Origin of the sequence: Stutzerimonas stutzeri, assembly GCF_000590475.1 — a bacterium.
GTDB classification, from domain to species: domain Bacteria; phylum Pseudomonadota; class Gammaproteobacteria; order Pseudomonadales; family Pseudomonadaceae; genus Stutzerimonas; species Stutzerimonas stutzeri_D.
The window spans coordinates 2,304,143-2,321,620 of the sequence record NZ_CP007441.1 but is presented as its reverse complement, the minus strand read 5'-3'; the positions used below and the strand labels follow the sequence as shown (position 1 = coordinate 2,321,620).

The following is a 17,478-nucleotide window of genomic DNA, read 5'->3' as shown; positions in this document are numbered from 1 at the left end:
TCCCTGAAAGTGAAGCCCCGGCTTGAGCCGGGGCGGACAAATCAACGATTGGCGAAGTACATCGTGACTTCGAAACCGATACGCAGGTCAGTAAAAGCGGGTTTGGTCCACATGGTTCGATCCTCTTCGTATGGCTGACGGGGTGTCCCGACGACTCGTTAAGCACCCTATTCCGCCAAAAGCAGAATGGTGCTTTGGAAGGAGACAACGCCCTGCCTGGGTAGTGCCTTGGACCTGGACATCCTGCATTCTTCCAACCGTCGGAACGGCTATCGCGGCATGCTGCCGGTCGACATTCAAGTCGAAGCGATTCGTTACTGCGATAATCCGTGTCCGGTACGCCCGGCGCCTGTCGTCTGTACAGGGGCTGACGAACCGAACCGTTTTATATCGTGGGCGCGGCGTCAGGCTTCCCAGTCAATCCAATTGTTTCCATACACGACACGGGACCGGATCAGTTCCCGCTGTGCAGGCATCTTTAAATGAAAGGAAAGTGGTCAGCGTTTCCCTGGGTGTGCTTCGCCATGTGCGTAGGCGTGATGGGCACCGCACTGATTTCGCCGCTGTACCCGTTGTACAAGGCGGCATGGCAACTGCGCACCAGCGACATCTCGCTGATCTATGTGGTGTACATGGTCGGTGCGCTGTTCGGGCTGCTGTTCATGGGCCGGTTGTCGGACACCTTGGGGTTTCGCCGGGTGATGCTGGCGGGCCTGTTGCTGGGCTGGGGCGGGACGCTGCTGACCATGCTCGCCTGGAGCCTGCCGAGCCTGAATGTGGGTCGCTTTGCGGTAGGGCTGTCTTCCAGCCTGATCGTGACCAGCGCTTCGGTGGGCCTGGTACAGATTTCCCGCGACGGAGCGTCCCAGCGGATATCGATGATCACCAGCTTTCTGCTCGCGTTCGGCTTTGGCCTGGGCCCGCTGATCGGAGGCTTCATCGGTCATTGGTTGCCTCATCCGCTGATGATCACGTACGTACCTTCGCTAGTGCTCGGAGTGCTGGCCGTCTATGCCTTGATGCGTGTGCAACTGAAGCATCACGAGGCCAGCATGAGCGCAGCGCTCGGTTGGCGAACCTTTATTCCGCGCATGGCCTGGGCGAGCCGCAGCGATTCGCTGGCCTTCATGCTGACCTGTGCCTGCCCGTTCTTCGCCTTCGGCGTGTTCGGGATCTACGCGTCCATGGCCCCGTTGTTTCTGGAAACAATGATTCCCTGGCACGGACCAGTGGTGAGCGGGACGTCCATTGGGGTCATCCTGCTGGCTTCGGCCATGACGCAGCTGGCGTGCGCGCGAATGAGCCTGCGCTGGTGCGGGCTGCTTGGTCTGCTCGCAGTGGTGCTCAGCAACGCCATGCTCGTGCTCAATTTCAAGCTCGGCTCGCCGGCTGTGTTCATCATCGGTGTCTGCGCCACAGCGTCCGGACATGGTCTGTGTCTGTTGGCGGGGATCAGTATGGTCAACCGAATCGCCTCACCCACCGAACGTTCCGGATTGATTTCAACCTATCTGGTGTGCGGCTATGTCGGCAGTATCGTGCCGTTGATCGGCGTCGGCTGGCTTGCTGATCACCATGGATTACCCGTCGCAATCTCGGCACTGGGCCTAGGCGTCATCGCGGCCGCCACACCGCTGGCGGTGTGGTTTTTTCAGCATCCGCGGATGCGTGAGGCCTGAGCGCTGGGCTATATCCGCCCCCTGTGATGACCTTTTCAGATGAAATTGCCTGGTTGAGATAGTCGGCCAGGCAGGTATGTAGACGGCGCCGTCACGAACCGCACCGTTGATCACGCGCTCGGCGGTATCATGCGGCACTGAAGGCTGGTCTCGCTTAGACCGGCCATCCTCGCGTGCGCAGCGCCCTGTCACTCCCAGACAACAAGAGCCGACGACGAATGACCATCGTGCACATCGCCCCGTGTGTGGATATCGACGCCCTACCCCGATTCGACGGACTCGCCCTCGACCGCATCGTCATCCCCTCGACGCCAGAGCAGTTCCACCAGGCCGCTGACGAAATCAACACCTTCGCCGAGATCGGCTTCGATACGGAATCCAAGCCCACCTTCCGCGTTGGCGAGCTGTCTACCGGGCCGCATCTGATTCAGTTCGCTACTCCGGAAAAGACCTATCTGTTTCAGGTCGAGCGAGAAGGATGCATCGAGGCGGCAAAGGCGGTTCTGGAGTCCGATCGGCTGCTGAAGGTTGGTTTTGGGCTGAGCTCCGACCGCAGCCGTCTGCGCAGCAAGCTGGGCGTCGAGCTACGGCGTTACCTGGACCTGGGGACGGCGCTGCGTTATCCCGGCAAAAAGGGTCAGGTCGGGCTGCGCGGCGCCGTCGCAGCGGTGTTGGGCGCCGGCATTCGCAAATCGCGCCGGGTGTCGACCTCCAATTGGGCGAGCCGATCGCTGAGCGAAGCGCAGCAGCACTATGCGGCCAATGATGCCTATGCGGCACTGAGGGTCTTTCTGGCGCTGGACGGCGAGGCGCGAGCTTCGCTGCAGGAGCGAATCGTCAACTCTCCGCATCGCTAGCCTCGCTCCTGCCCGCCATCTGTTTGGCGGTCGTTCCTGCAACCCGCCTACGTCGATGACGTCTATTCAACAGACGCCATAATCGGAGGTGAATGTGGAAGGCATGTTTTTCAGTGGTTGGTCGACCCTGTTTCGGACATTGGTGGTCGGCGTACTGGCCTATATCAACCTGATCGTCCTGCTGCGCTTTTCCGGGAGGCGCACGCTATCGAAGATGAATGCCTTCGATTTGGTGGTCACGGTGGCACTGGGCTCCACCTTCGCCACCATTCTGCTCAACCGCAATGTCTCTCTGGCAGAGGGCACGCTGGCTCTGGCGCTGCTGATCGGCCTGCAGTACTTGGTGACCTGGTCGAGCGTCCGTGCCGGCTGGGTCCGTAAAGTGGTGACCGGCGAGCCGGCGCTGTTGTTTTACCAGGGACAGATGCTGAGTGGTGCGATGCGCGCCTCACGTGTGACGGAGGATGAGATCCGCTCGGCCATCCGCTCCAGTGGTTTCGCCGCGACGGATGAAGTCGAAGCGGTGGTGCTGGAAACCGACGGCAGCTTCAGCGTGGTCAAGGCTGGCTCCGGCGACAGCCGTTCCAGCCTGTCAGACGTGATGACGCCCAACGCGCAAGAGGTGGAAATCCAGTCGACCTAGATGCCTGGGCGCGGGCCAAGGGGAGCGGAGCATGCAGGTTCTGTTGAACATTGACGTTGCCAATCTGGATCGTGCCATCGCCTTCTATCGTGATGCGGTCGGTCTGCGTCACGCGCGCACGCTGTTCGAGGGATCGGTAGCCGAGATGCTGGGCGGGTGCTGCCGGGTTTATCTGATCGAGCAGCCAGAAGGCGGGCCCGCTACCGCGACCTACCCGGCCTCACGCGACTATGGGCGGCACTGGACGCCGACCCATCCGGACTTCGTCGTGGACGACATCGTTACAGCCTGCGGGAATGCGGTCGCCGCAGGAGCGCGCCAGGAGACACCCATCCGCGACTTCCCGTGGGGCAAGTTGGTGACGCTGAGCGATCCTTTCGGCAACGGCTTGTGCCTGATCCAGTTTCCCGGTGAACCATACGAATGACCGCGTGGTTCGCCCCCACGAGTCCCGCTACACTCCGAGCTCCTCACTGACCGAGAACAACGACCATGACCCAGCGGGGCAGCTGCCTATGCAGACGCGTGACTTACGAAATCAACGGGCCGCTGACCGACGTCCTGAATTGCCATTGCAGCATGTGCCGCAAGTTGCACGCCGCGGCGTTTCGCACCCGCGCACGGATCGCGAGCCGCGACTGGAAAACCCTGAGCGGTGTCGAATCGATCAAGTTCTACGAGTCTTCATCCGGTGAGCACAAAGCCTTCTGCTCGACATGCGGGTCGAGCCTGTTCACCCGTTTCGATGCCTATCCCGAAGTGCTCGGCTTTCCGTTGGGCACGCTCGACACCGACCCTGGCGTCAAGCCCACCCGCAACGTATATGTCGCCAACAAGGCGCCCTGGTTCGATATCACCGACGACCTGCCCTGCCATGACCAGATGTAACTACGGCGCTGTCTACCGGCCCACCTCGGCACGTTGATCGGCACCAAACACGTCATCCCAGCTCCAGCCATCAGCCTCGAGCAATGCGCCAAGGAGTTTGCGCCGTTCATCCAGCCTAGGGGGTTGCTCATCACCTGGTTCGATTAGCGGAATGCCGGCCTGTTCCAGCGGCTCCAGCGTGACTACCGGGGCTGGTACCGTGGGCGAAACACGGCGCAGGTAATTGGATCGGAGCATCTCTAGATGCTGGTCGATTGCCGTCTTCAGCATCTTGCGCTTGAGCCGGTCCTGGGGCACATCCGATGAGATCCGATCCAGCAAGCGCAGTGTTTCATCGAGCGTCACGATCGCCGGAATGATGCTCTTGCTGGCCTCGCTGTTGTGAAAGCAATGCACGACCGGGTGGGAATGGTGATTGAGCGTATGCTGTACCAGCATCTGGCTCAGTTTGCTGGCACCGTCATAGAACCAGGCGAAATCCGTACCGCTCCAGCTGTTGAGCAGAATCTGCTGCGGCGTGCGCCCCATGCTCGTGACGAGAATGCTCAGCTGGTTTTGCAGCCCGACGGCTGATAGCACCGGCACCAAATAAGTAATCGCCACAGTGATGAACGCGAGCCCGCAGAACGCGGCGGCACTGGTTAGCACGCGCCAACCATTGGCAGAAGCCGAGTAATCGCCGACGCCGAGGGTCGAGAGTGTGAAACCGGCGTAGTAAAAGGTTTCCCACAGATTGGCAGCGAGCTTGGTGGTACCGTCGACCACCGAGCCGGGGTGCGACGCGAGCACCAGAAACAGGCTCAGCCACAGGCCGGCGATCCAGCAGAGCAGGATCGACAGCAACACACACTGGCCGGCATATTCGAGCAGCTTCGACTCCCCTCGCCGGCCCGCTGCAAGAAAGAAGGCACGCCATACCCCGCGCGACAGGCCATTGGTGATCTTGCCCCCGCCGCGCATCGACAGCGTGGTCTTGTTATGTCTAGAACCACTGCGAGAAACAGCAGGACACCGAGAACAAGAATAACCATAGAGCGCCGAGCCACTCCCATACCGAGAAAGTCTCAGTGTGAGAAGACGCGGCGATCGGAGGTTCAGACCCAACGCGCCATTCATCGCGCCGAATGGCAAGAACGCAAAACGCCACTACATCCACAGCTGCCAGCTACGGCGCATTCAGGTATCGTCGCCGCTTGAATCTGACCCCTATCTCGGGTATCGATTTGCCAGAGGACGGCCCGATGTTCGCCTGCGTAAGCTCAGGTTGGAGTGTTTCAGCCCCGGTATTAATGACCTTGCTGGTTGGCCTGGGCGTCACGTTGTTGGCGCGTTGGGTCATGCATCAGCAACGATTTGCCGGCAGCGCGGCCTTTGCCTGGCTGCACCTTGCGATCTTCTGGTGGCTAGGCGCAGCAGCGCTGGAGATGAGCGTCCAGCAGCCGGACTGCAAAATGCTCTGGGCGAGCATGGCGTGGCCCGCGATTCTCGGTGTGCCCACCTTCTGGGCGGTGTTTCTCTGGCAGTACGTCAACAGCATCCGCACCCGCCTCAAGCCCGTGTCAATCGCCGCCTGGTCGGTAATGCCGCTGGTGTTCTGGCTGATGGCGTTGAGCAACCCCTGGCACGGGCACTTCTATGGCGCCGGCAGTGCGCCTGTCTCTTCCGAACCCGGTGCGCCGATCGCCTACCAGCACGGCCCGCTGTTCTACCTAGCGGCCGCCTATGGCTACCCGTTCATGCTCTTCTGCATAGGCATCACATTGCGCGCGGCCGCGCAAAGCAAGGGTTTACATTTACGGCACTATTTGACCTTCCTGATTCTGACGACCGTTCCCTGGCTCGCCAATATCAGCTACGTCGCCTTCGACTGGACACTGTTCGGCTTTGACCCGACGCCGTTCAGCTTTGCGATCGCCCTTGCCGGCTTCGGCTGGTTGATCAGCGGCTTGCGGCTGTTCGATCTACTGCCGGTCGCACGTCACCTACTGCTCGATGCCTTGATCGACCCGGTCCTGGTCATCGATCCGCAGCGCAGGGTGATCGAGGTGAATCCTGCCGGGCTCAAGCTGGCGAACCTGGAGCGCGACTGGCAAGGTCTCGCGCTGGTCGACTGGCCACTAATCGGCGCCGAGCTGGACGGCATGCTGCGCCAGGCAGACCCCGGCGACGCGCCGCAACTATTGAGCGTCGCTGCACGCCAGTATTTCGAGGTGCGTGTGCGCGAGATTTCCCGGGTTTCGAGCGAAGGCATAGTGGTGCTCGGGCAGATGCTTTACTTGCGCGACGTCACCGAATTCCAACGCAGCCAGTTGCAACTGGCCGAGGCCCTGGCGCTCAGCAAGCAGCAGTTGGAAACCATCTCCAGTCTGCACGAGACGCTGCAGAACCAGGCGCTGCGCGATCCCTTGACGGGTTTGTACAACCGTCGATACCTGGAAGAGTTCTTCGCTCGCGAATTGGCCCACGCCCAGCGCGATGCAACGCCGATCGCACTCGCGATGATCGATCTCGACCACTTCAAGCAGTTGAACGACACCCACGGCCATGCTGCCGGTGATGATGCCCTTAAAAGCGTCGCCGCATTTCTACTAGGCGAGCTGCGTACGACAGATGTCGCGTTCCGAATTGGTGGAGAAGAGTTTCTGCTCGTGTTGCCCCGCACTCGACCCGAGATGGCTTTGGAAAAGCTCGAACAGCTATGTCGCCAGTTCGCCGTACACCTAATGGTGACGCGCGCCGGCCCCTTGCAGCTAACCATGTCGATTGGCTTGGCACATTACCCAGGGCAAGCCGAAGACCTGGACGGTTTGATGCAGCAAGCCGACGTCCAACTCTATCGTGCCAAGGATTGCGGCCGAAACCGCGTTGCTGCCGCTTCCATGACGCCGAAGCAGGTTATTCGTGACCGACTAGCACCTCGTTAATCTTTTGGGGTCGTCGTTGATAGTCCGGGAGTAGGCGATCCCCTGGGTTTCGTAATCCAGAACGGACGGCTTGAATCGTTCGAGGATGTCGCCCCGTGATGCGGAATCAAGACCAGTGCAGGTCCGGCGCGGACGCGTTGGCGAACGCTACCCAGCCCCCGGTCGCGGCACGCAGGGTATCCAGGGCAGCGGTCAGATCGTCGCGTTGCAGACTGCTCATGGCGGCGGCAACCTGCATGGGGTGCGCGACATCATGCCCCGCCAAGAGGCTCTGCCAGGCCTGTTCGGCACGGGCGTGCAGTTCGCCTGGGCCAGCGACATGCCTGTCGCTCGCTGCGCGGGCGGCATGCTCGACAATCTCCGCGGGCTCGTTCGCCAGCTTCATGGCGAAGTTCAGGAGGAAGGTCTCAATATGGTCAAGAATCGCTTCGGCCGATGCCGAGGGCGACTGCACCGCGAAGAGCATGCCGGCATGGCCACCGAGCTGGCAGAAGCGACTAAAGACCGCATAGCCCAACTGCAACTCGCTGCGCAGACAGCGAAAGAAATCCCCCTCGAGCAGCCGCGCCAGAACCCGCCAGGCCGCTTCGCATGCAGCAGTGCGTTCCGGTAGCGGGCAAAACAGCAGAAAGGCCGTTTCGGCCATAGGCGCCCCGCCGCCAATGGCGTGCCAACGCTTGCCTGTCGACTTGCCGACCACCGCGCCGGGCGATGTCGTGGGGGTCCCCGGCAGTGTCGTGATCGCGCCCGCGAGCGAGCCGCTCAAGGCTGGCGCAAAGCCTATCGCCAGGCCGTGCCATTGCGCTAACTGCCAGTGCCGATGCAAGGCTGACGGCTCAGCCGGCGCAGCGACGTAATCCTTGTTGTGCGTCGCGCTCGCGAGTAGCCGAGGCAACCGTCTGAGCAATTGACGAATCAGCATCTCACCGTCACCGAGCGCCGCCTCACGCTCGGCAAGCTGGTCACCCAAGGGGAAGGATTCGGCTGGCGGCTCGAGCAGCAGCTGCGATATGTCGCCGAGAATCGTTGGAATCGCCTCGGCGAAGCCTACGAGCGACAGGCACCAACCGTCCCCGAGCTCCTCGAAACGCAACGTCACGCCGGCCTGCCGGGCGGCCCAAGTACTGGAACTCAAGGCGTGCGAAAGCGTGTGCCAGAGCCCCGACCAGGGTTGACCGGCAGCGAACCGCCAATGCAGGAACAGCGCCCCTCGGCTACTTGCGTCTTCCAGCCCAAGGCAGCGCAGCGCTGGTATCACCGGGCTCATCGCGCGCAGCGGCGCACAGGGTTGCAGCCACGGATTGGGCACCGGCTGTTGCCAGCCCCACGAGTGCAAGACTGTTGGATGCGGCGACTCAAGCGCCAGGCGCAGCGGAAAGCCGCCGATTTCGATGGGTTCGCAGGCGGCGGTGTCAGCGGTTAACACCAGCGGGCCGTCGTCGATCATCTGCGTCAACAGTGTGCCCAGCGCCTCGCGGATTGCGGCTTCGTCGCTGTCGTTGCCCCAGGCCAGCGGGTCCACCCAATGGCGCAGCCTGGCCAGCGGCTCGGCACTTTGCAGGCTTCGCTGACGGATGCACCGATATTCTTCGCGACAGGGTTGCCAGCGCGCCTCGCCCGAGAAGAAACGCAGCCAGTCGAGCACCGCCCCGACAATCCGGGCTCGCTCGGCCAAGCCACGATCGGTCAGCAACAGCTCGACTACCACCGCGCCTTGCCCTGCATGCCAATAAGGCACGCGCAACTTCAGCGATTGGCACAGGCCTGCTGTGCGCAGCCGCTGGACCAGTCCATCAGGTGCCTCGGACGTTATCCAACTAGCAAGATGGTCCAGTGACGTCACGCCATGCTCCGGCATATCGGCGAAGGCGAACAGAAGGTTCAGCCGTGGCTGAGCGCTGCCGAGCTGTAACCGAAGCCAGACATCACGATTGCACCGCAAAGACGGTACGGCGCGAGTAACGGTGTCGCCAGCTGCGAGCGCGTCGTCCGCCAAGGCAGCGAGCCGCTGCAGCTCGGCAGCGCTCTGCGGCCCAGCCAACAGCAGCTCGATCTGTCCGCTCTGGTAGAAGCGCTGATGAAAATCGCGTAGCGCCTGCTGAAATTGCGCATCTTCCACCGGTAGCGTGTCCCGGTTGCCGGCGTGAAAGCCACTGAACGGGTGAGCAGGTTCGAAAGCCGTGCTCAATGCGGCATCGCAGAGCGTTTCGATGTCCTGCGCGCGGGCGCGGTATTCGGCATGCAACACCTCTCGCTCACCCACCTGTGCGGTGGGATCGAGCAGTGGATGCGCCAGCATGTCCAGAAGACGCCACAAAGCTGCTTCGAGCTGGCTGGCTGGAAGCTGGAAGAAGAAGTCGGTATGTCGTTCGCGAGTCGAGGCGTTCAATTGGCCGCCGCAACCCTGAACGAAAGGCATCAGGCTTTGCGCCGCGTCATAGTCGCGGCTGCCGAGAAAGAGCAGATGTTCGAGGAAATGGGCCAGCCCTGGATAGGCCGCCGGAGCGTCATGAGAACCGGCATGAATCCGCACCAGGGCGGCGGCTTGCGTGCCTTGCGACAGCGCTAACAGCCGTACCCGCAGTCCCTTGTTCAGGGTCACTTGCGGCGGACGCTGGGTCGGATCGGAAGACTGGAGCATGGCGGCATCGTGTTCCGGCTAAAGGTCGCTTAGCATCGCGCCGAGTCGCGGCCGACACAATGATGCTATGCATCGAACCCTATGCGCGGTTCGGCAAGGCCGGATGAATGGCCGTGCAGGCAGGTGTCAGGTGTCCAGATGCTCGTCAAGAAGCTGCAGCAGGCGGCGCTGCATCAGCTTGTCCGAAGTGCCGAGGTAGGCAATCGGTGATCCTCCAAGGCCTTCTTCTGCAAATATCGTCCCCTCACCGACCATCGCCAGCGGACAATCGAGCCCCAGCGAGAGCTTGGCCATTTGGCGCAGTAACACCGCGCTCGGTGGGGCATTGGAATAGAGCACCAACGCACGCGGGCGAGCCTTTTCGCAAACCAGCGGAAGCTCATCGAGGGGCTGGCCGAGCCCCAGCACACTGATCGCCACGGTGTCGCTGGACAGCAACAGGCCGGTGATCAACAGCTCGAGTTCTCGGCACGGCCCCGGCATTGCGGCCAGCAAAACCCGACCCTCCGCCTGACTGCTGGCAAGCTGCAGCCGCTGCAGTACACGGGCGCGGAGGAAGGCGTCGAGAAATAACCATTCGCTGGTCTGGCCATAGTCGCCCTGGCGCAGCAGCAGCTGTTGCCACACAGGCAGCATGATGTCCTGAAAGACCACCGCTTGCGGATAGAGGGAAAAGATTTGTCCGTAAATCTGATCCAGCCGGGCCCCATCGAAGCTACTCACGGCAAGCTGCACCTGCGTCATCCATTCGGTCCATTCACCTATCGGCGCGTGGTGCTGCTCCACGGGTAAGGCGGCTCTGGTCGCCGCACGGCGGGAAAGAATACTGCCCACCTTGCTGACCGCGACGCCACGATCAGTCCAAGACCGAATGCTGCGAATGGATTCGATATCGGCCAGGGAATAAAGCCGATGGCCGCTTTCGGTACGAGTGGGTTGGATCAGGCCATAGCGTCGCTCCCATGCGCGCAGGGTGACCGGATTGACGCCAGTCAGACGCGAAACCTCCCGAATCGGGTACAGCTCCTCCTGCCGAAGCGCTTCAGAGGTGAGCAGCGTGGATACGTGGGCAGGTTCGGTCATGACGCGGGCAGCTCATGCAGATGGTCGGCGCATTGTAGCCCAGGGTTAAGTCGTAAAAACCATGCAGAAATGCGCAGTTCGGCTCGCTCGAGTACCGGCCGGGACCTCTGCAACGCGCCAGGCTATGCCGCCTCGTCCGAAGTTGTTCTAGAATGCCGCGACCATGAACAAGGGCTCCGAGATGATCAATGCCAAGCTGCTGCAACGGGTAATCGACGCCTCCAACGACGGGATCGTGGTTGCCGAGCAGGAAGGCGAAGACACTATCCTCATCTATGCCAACCCTGCCTTCGAACGCCTGACCGGTTACGCCGTGGACAATATTCTTTATCAGGATTGCCGCTTCCTGCAGGCAAACGACCGTGACCAACCCGGCGTCGCAACGATTCGCGAGGCGATCAGGAACAACCTGCCCTGCCGCCAGATCATCCGCAATTACCGCAAGGATGGCAGTGCGTTCTGGAACGAGCTTTCGATCACGCCGGTATTCAACGAGGCTGACCAACTCACCTATTTCATCGGCATTCAAAAGGACGTCAGCCTCGAGGTCGAGGCCAAGCAGCGGGTCCTTGAGCTGGAAACCGAAGTACAGCAACTCAAGAACCAGCTTGCCGCACTGAAACGCTAAACACCTCCGGTCGCCCTTCTATCCTGTTGGCCTTCAGCCTGCCAACCTGTCGCCGATACGCTTTGGTGCGAGGCCGGTGCGTCAGATCGGCTCCTGCGAACAATCGTCATATGCCATTAACCACCGCCAAGCTGAACGGCGGCTGCATTCGGATCCGCATCTTTGACCCTCTACGCTTTAGCCGAAAACGCAACGGTGATTCTCGCGCTCTGCTGGCTGTTGTCCTATACCGCGCGCCGGTGGGGGCAGAGCCATCACCTATGTGCAAAGTACATGGCGGGCCTGTGGTTCGGGGGCGCCTGCATCGTCGGCATGCTGATGCCGCTTTCCACACCGGCGGGAATCATCTTCGATGCGCGCACCGTCGTGCTAAGCATGGGTGCGCTGTTCGGCGGCCCAATCGTCGCTGGGATTGCCGGCGCGTTGGCGGGCGGCTACCGACTGTGGATCGGCGGCTCGGGTGTCTGGGTCGGGTTGCTCAACGTCCTGTTGCCGATCAGTCTCGGGCTCGTCTATCGATATCTCCATCACCGCGGACAATTGGCAATCGATCTCCGGTCACTGCTCCTGTTTGGCCTGTTGCTTCATGCCTGCGTCCTCGCCACCCTGCTGCTGTTGCCAGCACCGTTCGTGACGCCCACCTTGGATCAGGTCGCGTTTCCGATGTTGCTGGTAATGCCGACTGCGGTAGTGCTGCTCGGCCTGTTGCTGGCCGATCTGCTCAATCGCGCCCAGATCGAACACGCGATGCACCTCAGCGAAGCTCGCTTGCGGGCTATTACCCTGGCTATCCCCGACACGCTGATGGTGCTCGATGAGGATGGTCGCTATCTCGAAGTGATCGCCAACGACGCCGTCCCGTTTCATGGCACTGACCCAGCATTGGTCGGCAAGACAATAGACGACGTGCTTCCAGCATCGCAGGCACAGCCTTTTCGCGAATTGATCCTCAGTACCCTCGCCAGCGATTCGCCCGGCCTTCTCGAATATTCCGTCCAGACCGCGAGCGGGCTGAATGTCTTCGAAGTACGGGCGCAACGCCTGGTATTGGCGCAACCGTACAAGCCGGCAGTGGTCTGTCTGAGCCGAGATATCAGCGAGCGTGCCAATGCCGAGCAGGAACGCCGCATCGCCTCAATCGCATTCGAAAGCCAGCAAGGCATGATCATCGCCGACGCGGAAAATCGTATTCTCCGAGTGAACCAGGCATTTAGCGATATCAGTGGTTACAGCGCAGCGGAGGCCATCGGCCAAGACACCCGCCTGCTCGCATCCGGACGCCACACGCCCGACTTCTACCAGGCCATGTGGCGCAGCATCGAGCAGACCGGCGCCTGGCAAGGCGAAATCTGGAACCGGCGCAAGAGCGGTGAGGTATACCCGGAATGGCTGTCGATCACTACGGTGCTCGACGCGCATGGCAAGGTGACGCACTACGTAGCGGCCTTCACCGATATCACCGAGCGCAAGGAAGCGGAAGAGCGCATTCATCATCTCGCCTTTTACGATCCTCTGAGCGGATTGCCCAACCGCCGTCTGTTGCTTGACCGTCTCAAACAGGCGCTAGCGGCGACCGCGCGCAGCCAGCAGTACGGCGCGCTGATGTTCATCGACCTCGACAACTTCAAGAACGTCAATGATCTGCACGGCCATCAGGCCGGCGACCAGCTGCTTTGCCAGGTCGCCGAGCGACTGGGCACCGAGGTCCGCGCCATCGACACCATTGCTCGCCTCGGCGGCGACGAATTCGTGGTCATGCTCGAGGACCTGGACGTGCGGGCGGAATATGCGGCCGCCCAGGCCGAGCAGATCGGCGAGAAACTGCTCTCGGCGCTTAGCGAGCCTTACCGGCTGGAGTCGCTGCTGCTGCACAGCAGCGCCAGTATTGGTGTGGTGCTGCTCAACGCCGACGAAGGTGACGCCGATGAGCTGATGAAGCGCGCCGACATGTCCCTGTACGAAGCCAAACAAGCGGGAAGGAACGCGTTGCGCTTCTTCGACCCGCGCATGCAACAGGCGGTGCAGGAACGCTTACGTCTGGAAGAAGAAATTCGTCGCGGGCTCGAGACCGGCGAGTTCGTGATTCATTTTCAAGCCCAGATCGAGCGGCATCGGGGGATCGTCGGGGCCGAAGTGCTGGTTCGATGGCAGCATCCGCAACGCGGCCTGCTTGCTCCCTGCCATTTCATCGGACCGGCCGAACGCGCCGGGCTGATCGAAATGCTGGATTTCATCGTGTTGACGCAGGCTTGCGAGCAGCTTGCCGCATGGGCCCAACAGCCGCGCCGGGGCGAACTGACGCTGGCGGTCAACCTCAGCGCGAGCCTGCTGTATCAGACCGACTTCGCTCATCGCTTGCTTGAGCTGCTGAAACGCACCGGTGCCGATCCGAAATTACTCAAGCTCGAAATCACCGAATCATTGCTGCTGGACGACATGGAAGAAGCTGTCGTGCGGATGAACATACTGAAACAGCATGGCATCCGTTTCTCCATCGACGATTTCGGCACCGGTTATTCGTCCATGGCCTACCTGCAACGGTTGCCGCTCGATCAGTTGAAGATCGACCAGTCGTTTGTCCGGCAGTTGGCGGAGAACACCAGCAGCCAGACGATCGTGCGTGCCACCTGCGCGCTCGCCGCGGGGCTCAATCTGGAAGTCATCGCTGAAGGCGTCGAGACCGAGGCGCAACGCTCGCTGCTGATTGCCAACGGTTGCGAGCGATTCCAGGGCTACCTGTTCAGCCGCCCGGTCCCGCTGGCCGAATTCGAAGCGCTGGTGCTTGAAGTCGTGGCGTGATTGCAGGCGTTCGTAGCCAGACCGTCACTCGCACGTGCCGGGCCGAGCCAAACAGCGGGCCGTTGCACGCCTACAAGGCCTGCGGAGCCCTCCGGCAGAGCGCGACCAATGCCTGTACCCAGCTTTCGTGCGTATTCAGGCAGGGAACCAGCTGCAGCTCTTCCCCCCCTGCGGCAATGAACTGCTCGCGGCCGCGGTCGCCGATTTCCTCCAGTGTTTCGATGCAGTCCGCAACGAATGCCGGGCACATCACCAGCAGCTTTTTCACGCCCTTGGCCGCGAGTTCCTCCAAGTGTGCTTCGGTATAGGGCTCGATCCATTTGGCTCGGCCTAGCCGTGACTGGAACGACACCGACCACTGTTCCGGGCGCAGCCCGGCGCGCGTGGCGAATGCCGCGCCACTCTGCAGACATTGGGCGCGGTAGCAAGTCGCGAGTACAGCGCCTTCGGCTCGCTGGCAGCAGTCTGCGGTTTTCAGGCAATGCGAGCCCGTCGGATCGGTCTTGTGCAGGTGACGTTCGGGCAAGCCGTGAAAGCTCAACAGTAGGTGATCGAATTCCTGCGCCAAGTGCGGCTTGACGCTGTCGACCAGCGCGTCGAGATATTCGGGCTGGTCGTAGAACGGCTGCAGGATCGACAGCTTGATCTCGAGGCGCTTCTCGCGGATCACCCGCTGCGCCTCGTCAATGGCGGTAGTCGTGGTGCTATCGGCGAACTGCGGATACAGCGGCGCGAACGTCACCTGTTTGATGCCCTGCTTCGCAAGCTTGACCAGCTTGTTCTCGATCGATGGGTCGCCGTAGCGCATTGCCAGTTCCACTGGGCCTTCCGTCCAGTACGGGCGTACCGCATCGGTCAGGCGCTGACTGAGCACGACCAGTGGCGACCCTTCTGGCCACCAGATCGATGCGTAGGCATGAGCGGACTGCGCCGGGCGTTTGACCAGAATCAGCGAGACCAACAAGCGGCGGATGGGCCATGGCAGGTCGACCACGTAAGGATCCATCAGAAATTGATTGAGATAGCGGCGCACATCCGCGACCTCGGTAGAAGCCGGTGAACCCAGGTTGACCAATAACAACGCCTGCTCAGTCATGCATATTCCTGACTACTGATTAAAGAATCACGCCGCCACCCATCCGCGGGCGACGCATTTTCACACAGCTGACTGCGGCTTGCGCAGGTCCGCCAATGCCGCATCCAGCTCGACGAAGCGAAAATGAAACCCTGCCGCCTGCAACCGCGCCGGGATCGCCTTCTGCCCACCAAGGATCAACCCGGACAACTCGCCCAGCATGCTTCGCAAGGCCAGCGCGGGAACCGGTAATACCGCTGGGCGTCCCAGGCTGCGCCCCAGCGCCTTGGCGAATTCGGCGTTGCGCACCTGTTGCGGCGAGCAGGCATTGTAGGGGCCGTGAGCGGCCGGCTGCCGCAACAGAAAATCTATCAAGGCGATTTCATCATCTATGTGAATCCATGACATCCATTGCCGACCGCTGCCCTGACGGCCACCCAGTCCCAAGCGAAACAGCGGCATCAGGCGCTGCAGGAACCCGCCTTCTCGAGCCAGCACCAGACCGGTACGCACCAGGACGACGCGAATGCCGAGGCGCTTCGCACGCATGGCGCTTTCTTCCCAGGCTCCGCACAGCTGGCTAGCGAAATCGTTGCCGGCCGGGCCATCATCTTCGCTAAGCTCGCGTTCGCCGCCGTCGCCGTACCAACCCACTGCCGAACCGGATATCAACACCTGCGGCTGCTTCAATTGCCCGGACAGCCATTCGATCAGCTGCTCGGTGAGGCTGATCCGGCTGTTCCAAAGCAGCAGGCGTCGCGAGCGAGTCCAAGGCCGATCCGCGATCGGTGCACCGGCCAGATTGATGACGGCATCCAGCGGCACCTGATCGATCTCCTGCAGTTGACTGACGCCCGTCACCCCTTCGCCACAGAGATGGGCCACTCGCTCGGGCGTCCGGCTCCAAACCCAAAGGTTATGTCTCTCTGCCAGCCAGTACTGGCAGAGCTTTCGCCCAATCAGGCCGGTCCCGCCGGTCAGCAATATATTCATGATGGCGACCTCCTTGGTTCAGGGAAGGACCGGCCCTGCCACGGAGGCTGGACGGGCATGTGTTGATCATAGCCTTGTACAGGCAGGGTTAAGATGCATAGCTTTCCGCCGCCCCTGGGGTGCGCCGCAGTGATAACGTTCGCCTCGGCGCCACATGAGCCTCGACATGAATCCTGCATGAGTACGCATGATCATTCGTGTGAGGTGATTGAGACGATTGACTTGTACAAAGGCGAACCTAGAATGACGAAAATTGTACATACATATGTGTTTGTACAATAAATGGTTGAGGCCAGTCCGATGCTTACTTCGTCACGCCCTCTCATCAAAATCGGTATCAGTGCCTGCCTGCTTGGCAGCCCGGTGCGTTTCAATGGTGGTCACAAAGAGTCGCGGTTGTGCAGCGAAACGCTGGCTCGTCATTTCGAGTTCGTGCCGATCTGCCCCGAAGTGGCCATCGGTCTAGGTACACCGCGCGAGCCCATTCGGTTGGTCGGCGACCCAGCCAGCCCCCGCGCCGTCGGCACCGTGCACCCTGAGCTGGACGTCAGCGACGCGCTGACCGCTTATGGCAAGCACATCGCGGCCGAACTGGATGATCTCAGCGGCTATATCCTGATGCAGAAATCACCTTCCTGCGGCATGGAACGCGTGAAGGTCTATCAGGCCAATGGCCATCCGATCGATGGCGGCGGTTCCGGTCTGTTTGCCCACGCGCTGATGCAGGCGCTGCCGGATCTGCCTGTGGAGGAAGACGGCAGGCTCAACGATCCGGTGCTGCGAGAAAATTTCCTGACTCGGGTCTTCGCACATGCCGAATGGCAGCGCCTGCTGAGTGCGGGACTGACACGCAAGGCCGTGGTCGATTTTCACTCGCGTTACAAATACCAGCTGATGGCGACCGATCCATTGCAATACAAGGCGCTCGGCCGGATGGTCGCGACCATCGGCAACACGCCGTTGGACGAATTCACTCCGCGCTACTTCCGCCAATTGATGGCGGCGTTGAGAAAAACCGCATCGCGCGGCAACCACAGCAACGTGCTGCAACACCTGAGCGGCTACCTCAAGCACGACATCGGCAGCGAAGACAAACGGGAGCTGCAACACCTGATCGCCCAATATCGCGAGGGCGTCGTGCCGCTGGTGGTGCCGCTGACGCTGCTCAAACATCACTTCCGCCGGCATCCGGATCGCTACGTTGCCAATCAGGCGTATCTGCAGCCGCACCCCGAGAATCTCAGCCTGCGTAACGCAATCTGACGCGA

General features: G+C 61.3%; 15 protein-coding genes. 9 read left to right on the top strand and 6 right to left on the bottom strand.

Annotated features, from left to right (window positions below; all coding sequences use genetic code 11):
• Window positions 1-41: 41 nt before the first annotated feature.
• Window positions 42-113: a pyrroloquinoline quinone precursor peptide PqqA gene (gene pqqA / locus CH92_RS21630; RefSeq protein WP_003253598.1), complete on the bottom strand. Its 72-nt coding sequence runs from the start codon at window positions 111-113 to the stop codon at window positions 42-44.
• A 369-nt stretch (window positions 114-482) separates the two neighbouring features.
• Here pqqA and CH92_RS10790 point away from each other — a divergent pair, with 369 nt between their 5' ends.
• The 5 genes from CH92_RS10790 (at window position 483) to CH92_RS10770 (ending at window position 4,067) form a co-directional block, all read left to right on the top strand.
• Entirely contained in the window at window positions 483-1,679 is a 1,197-nt protein-coding gene (locus tag CH92_RS10790; protein ID WP_051517558.1) for an MFS transporter, read from the top strand.
• A gap of 218 nt (window positions 1,680-1,897) precedes the next feature.
• Complete coding sequence (locus CH92_RS10785) at window positions 1,898-2,536, top strand: 3'-5' exonuclease (RefSeq protein WP_025241789.1); 639 nt, start codon at window positions 1,898-1,900, stop codon at window positions 2,534-2,536.
• Window positions 2,537-2,630: 94 nt separating this feature from the next.
• Entirely contained in the window at window positions 2,631-3,179 is a 549-nt protein-coding gene (locus CH92_RS10780; protein WP_025241788.1) for a DUF421 domain-containing protein, read from the top strand.
• 31 nt (window positions 3,180-3,210) lie between these two features.
• Complete coding sequence (locus CH92_RS10775) at window positions 3,211-3,606, top strand: VOC family protein (RefSeq protein WP_025241787.1); 396 nt, start codon at window positions 3,211-3,213, stop codon at window positions 3,604-3,606.
• A gap of 98 nt (window positions 3,607-3,704) precedes the next feature.
• Complete coding sequence (locus tag CH92_RS10770) at window positions 3,705-4,067, top strand: GFA family protein (protein ID WP_200869653.1); 363 nt, start codon at window positions 3,705-3,707, stop codon at window positions 4,065-4,067.
• A gap of 12 nt (window positions 4,068-4,079) precedes the next feature.
• Here the strand turns inward: CH92_RS10770 and CH92_RS10765 are convergent, their stop codons facing one another.
• Window positions 4,080-5,027 (bottom strand): potassium channel family protein, encoded by a 948-nt coding sequence (locus CH92_RS10765; protein WP_200869652.1) that lies wholly within the window; start codon window positions 5,025-5,027, stop codon window positions 4,080-4,082.
• A gap of 281 nt (window positions 5,028-5,308) precedes the next feature.
• On the opposite strand from CH92_RS10765, the gene CH92_RS10760 reads away from it, so the two are divergent.
• A complete protein-coding gene (locus tag CH92_RS10760) occupies window positions 5,309-6,991 on the top strand; it encodes a histidine kinase N-terminal 7TM domain-containing diguanylate cyclase (RefSeq protein ID WP_025241785.1) in 1,683 nt (560 codons plus the stop codon).
• A 106-nt stretch (window positions 6,992-7,097) separates the two neighbouring features.
• On the opposite strand, the gene pqqF is transcribed toward CH92_RS10760, so the two are convergent.
• Both pqqF and CH92_RS10750 read right to left on the bottom strand, forming a co-directional pair.
• Window positions 7,098-9,632, bottom strand: a complete 2,535-nt coding sequence (gene pqqF / locus CH92_RS10755) for a pyrroloquinoline quinone biosynthesis protein PqqF (RefSeq protein ID WP_025241784.1) — start codon at window positions 9,630-9,632, stop codon at window positions 7,098-7,100.
• 126 nt (window positions 9,633-9,758) lie between these two features.
• Window positions 9,759-10,715, bottom strand: coding sequence for a MerR family transcriptional regulator (locus CH92_RS10750; protein ID WP_025241783.1), 957 nt, complete (start codon window positions 10,713-10,715; stop codon window positions 9,759-9,761).
• Between the two features lie 181 nt (window positions 10,716-10,896).
• Between CH92_RS10750 and CH92_RS10745 the strand changes: the two genes are divergently transcribed.
• Both CH92_RS10745 and CH92_RS10740 read left to right on the top strand, forming a co-directional pair.
• Window positions 10,897-11,343, top strand: coding sequence for a PAS sensor domain-containing protein (locus CH92_RS10745; RefSeq protein ID WP_025241782.1), 447 nt, complete (start codon window positions 10,897-10,899; stop codon window positions 11,341-11,343).
• A 162-nt stretch (window positions 11,344-11,505) separates the two neighbouring features.
• Window positions 11,506-14,142 (top strand): EAL domain-containing protein, encoded by a 2,637-nt coding sequence (locus CH92_RS10740; RefSeq protein ID WP_025241781.1) that lies wholly within the window; start codon window positions 11,506-11,508, stop codon window positions 14,140-14,142.
• A 70-nt stretch (window positions 14,143-14,212) separates the two neighbouring features.
• Here the strand turns inward: CH92_RS10740 and hemH are convergent, their stop codons facing one another.
• Window positions 14,213-15,238 (bottom strand): ferrochelatase, encoded by a 1,026-nt coding sequence (gene hemH / locus CH92_RS10735; RefSeq protein ID WP_025241780.1) that lies wholly within the window; start codon window positions 15,236-15,238, stop codon window positions 14,213-14,215.
• 60 nt (window positions 15,239-15,298) lie between these two features.
• Window positions 15,299-16,210: a TIGR01777 family oxidoreductase gene (locus CH92_RS10730; protein ID WP_025241779.1), complete on the bottom strand. Its 912-nt coding sequence runs from the start codon at window positions 16,208-16,210 to the stop codon at window positions 15,299-15,301.
• A 300-nt stretch (window positions 16,211-16,510) separates the two neighbouring features.
• Between CH92_RS10730 and CH92_RS10725 the strand changes: the two genes are divergently transcribed.
• Complete coding sequence (locus CH92_RS10725; RefSeq protein WP_025241778.1) at window positions 16,511-17,473, top strand: YbgA family protein; 963 nt, start codon at window positions 16,511-16,513, stop codon at window positions 17,471-17,473.
• Window positions 17,474-17,478: the final 5 nt, after the last annotated feature.

Coding starts and splice junctions, on each gene's coding strand:
- CH92_RS10790 (WP_051517558.1), top strand. CDS start 483: ATGAAAGGAAAGTGGTCAGCGTTTCCCTGGGTGTGCTTCGCCATGTGC.
- CH92_RS10785 (WP_025241789.1), top strand. CDS start 1,898: ATGACCATCGTGCACATCGCCCCGTGTGTGGATATCGACGCCCTACCC.
- CH92_RS10775 (WP_025241787.1), top strand. CDS start 3,211: ATGCAGGTTCTGTTGAACATTGACGTTGCCAATCTGGATCGTGCCATC.
- CH92_RS10765 (WP_200869652.1), bottom strand. CDS start 5,027: ATGCGCGGCGGGGGCAAGATCACCAATGGCCTGTCGCGCGGGGTATGG.
- CH92_RS10760 (WP_025241785.1), top strand. CDS start 5,309: ATGTTCGCCTGCGTAAGCTCAGGTTGGAGTGTTTCAGCCCCGGTATTA.
- pqqF (WP_025241784.1), bottom strand. CDS start 9,632: ATGCTCCAGTCTTCCGATCCGACCCAGCGTCCGCCGCAAGTGACCCTG.
- CH92_RS10750 (WP_025241783.1), bottom strand. CDS start 10,715: ATGACCGAACCTGCCCACGTATCCACGCTGCTCACCTCTGAAGCGCTT.
- CH92_RS10745 (WP_025241782.1), top strand. CDS start 10,897: ATGATCAATGCCAAGCTGCTGCAACGGGTAATCGACGCCTCCAACGAC.
- hemH (WP_025241780.1), bottom strand. CDS start 15,238: ATGACTGAGCAGGCGTTGTTATTGGTCAACCTGGGTTCACCGGCTTCT.
- CH92_RS10730 (WP_025241779.1), bottom strand. CDS start 16,210: ATGAATATATTGCTGACCGGCGGGACCGGCCTGATTGGGCGAAAGCTC.
- CH92_RS10725 (WP_025241778.1), top strand. CDS start 16,511: ATGCTTACTTCGTCACGCCCTCTCATCAAAATCGGTATCAGTGCCTGC.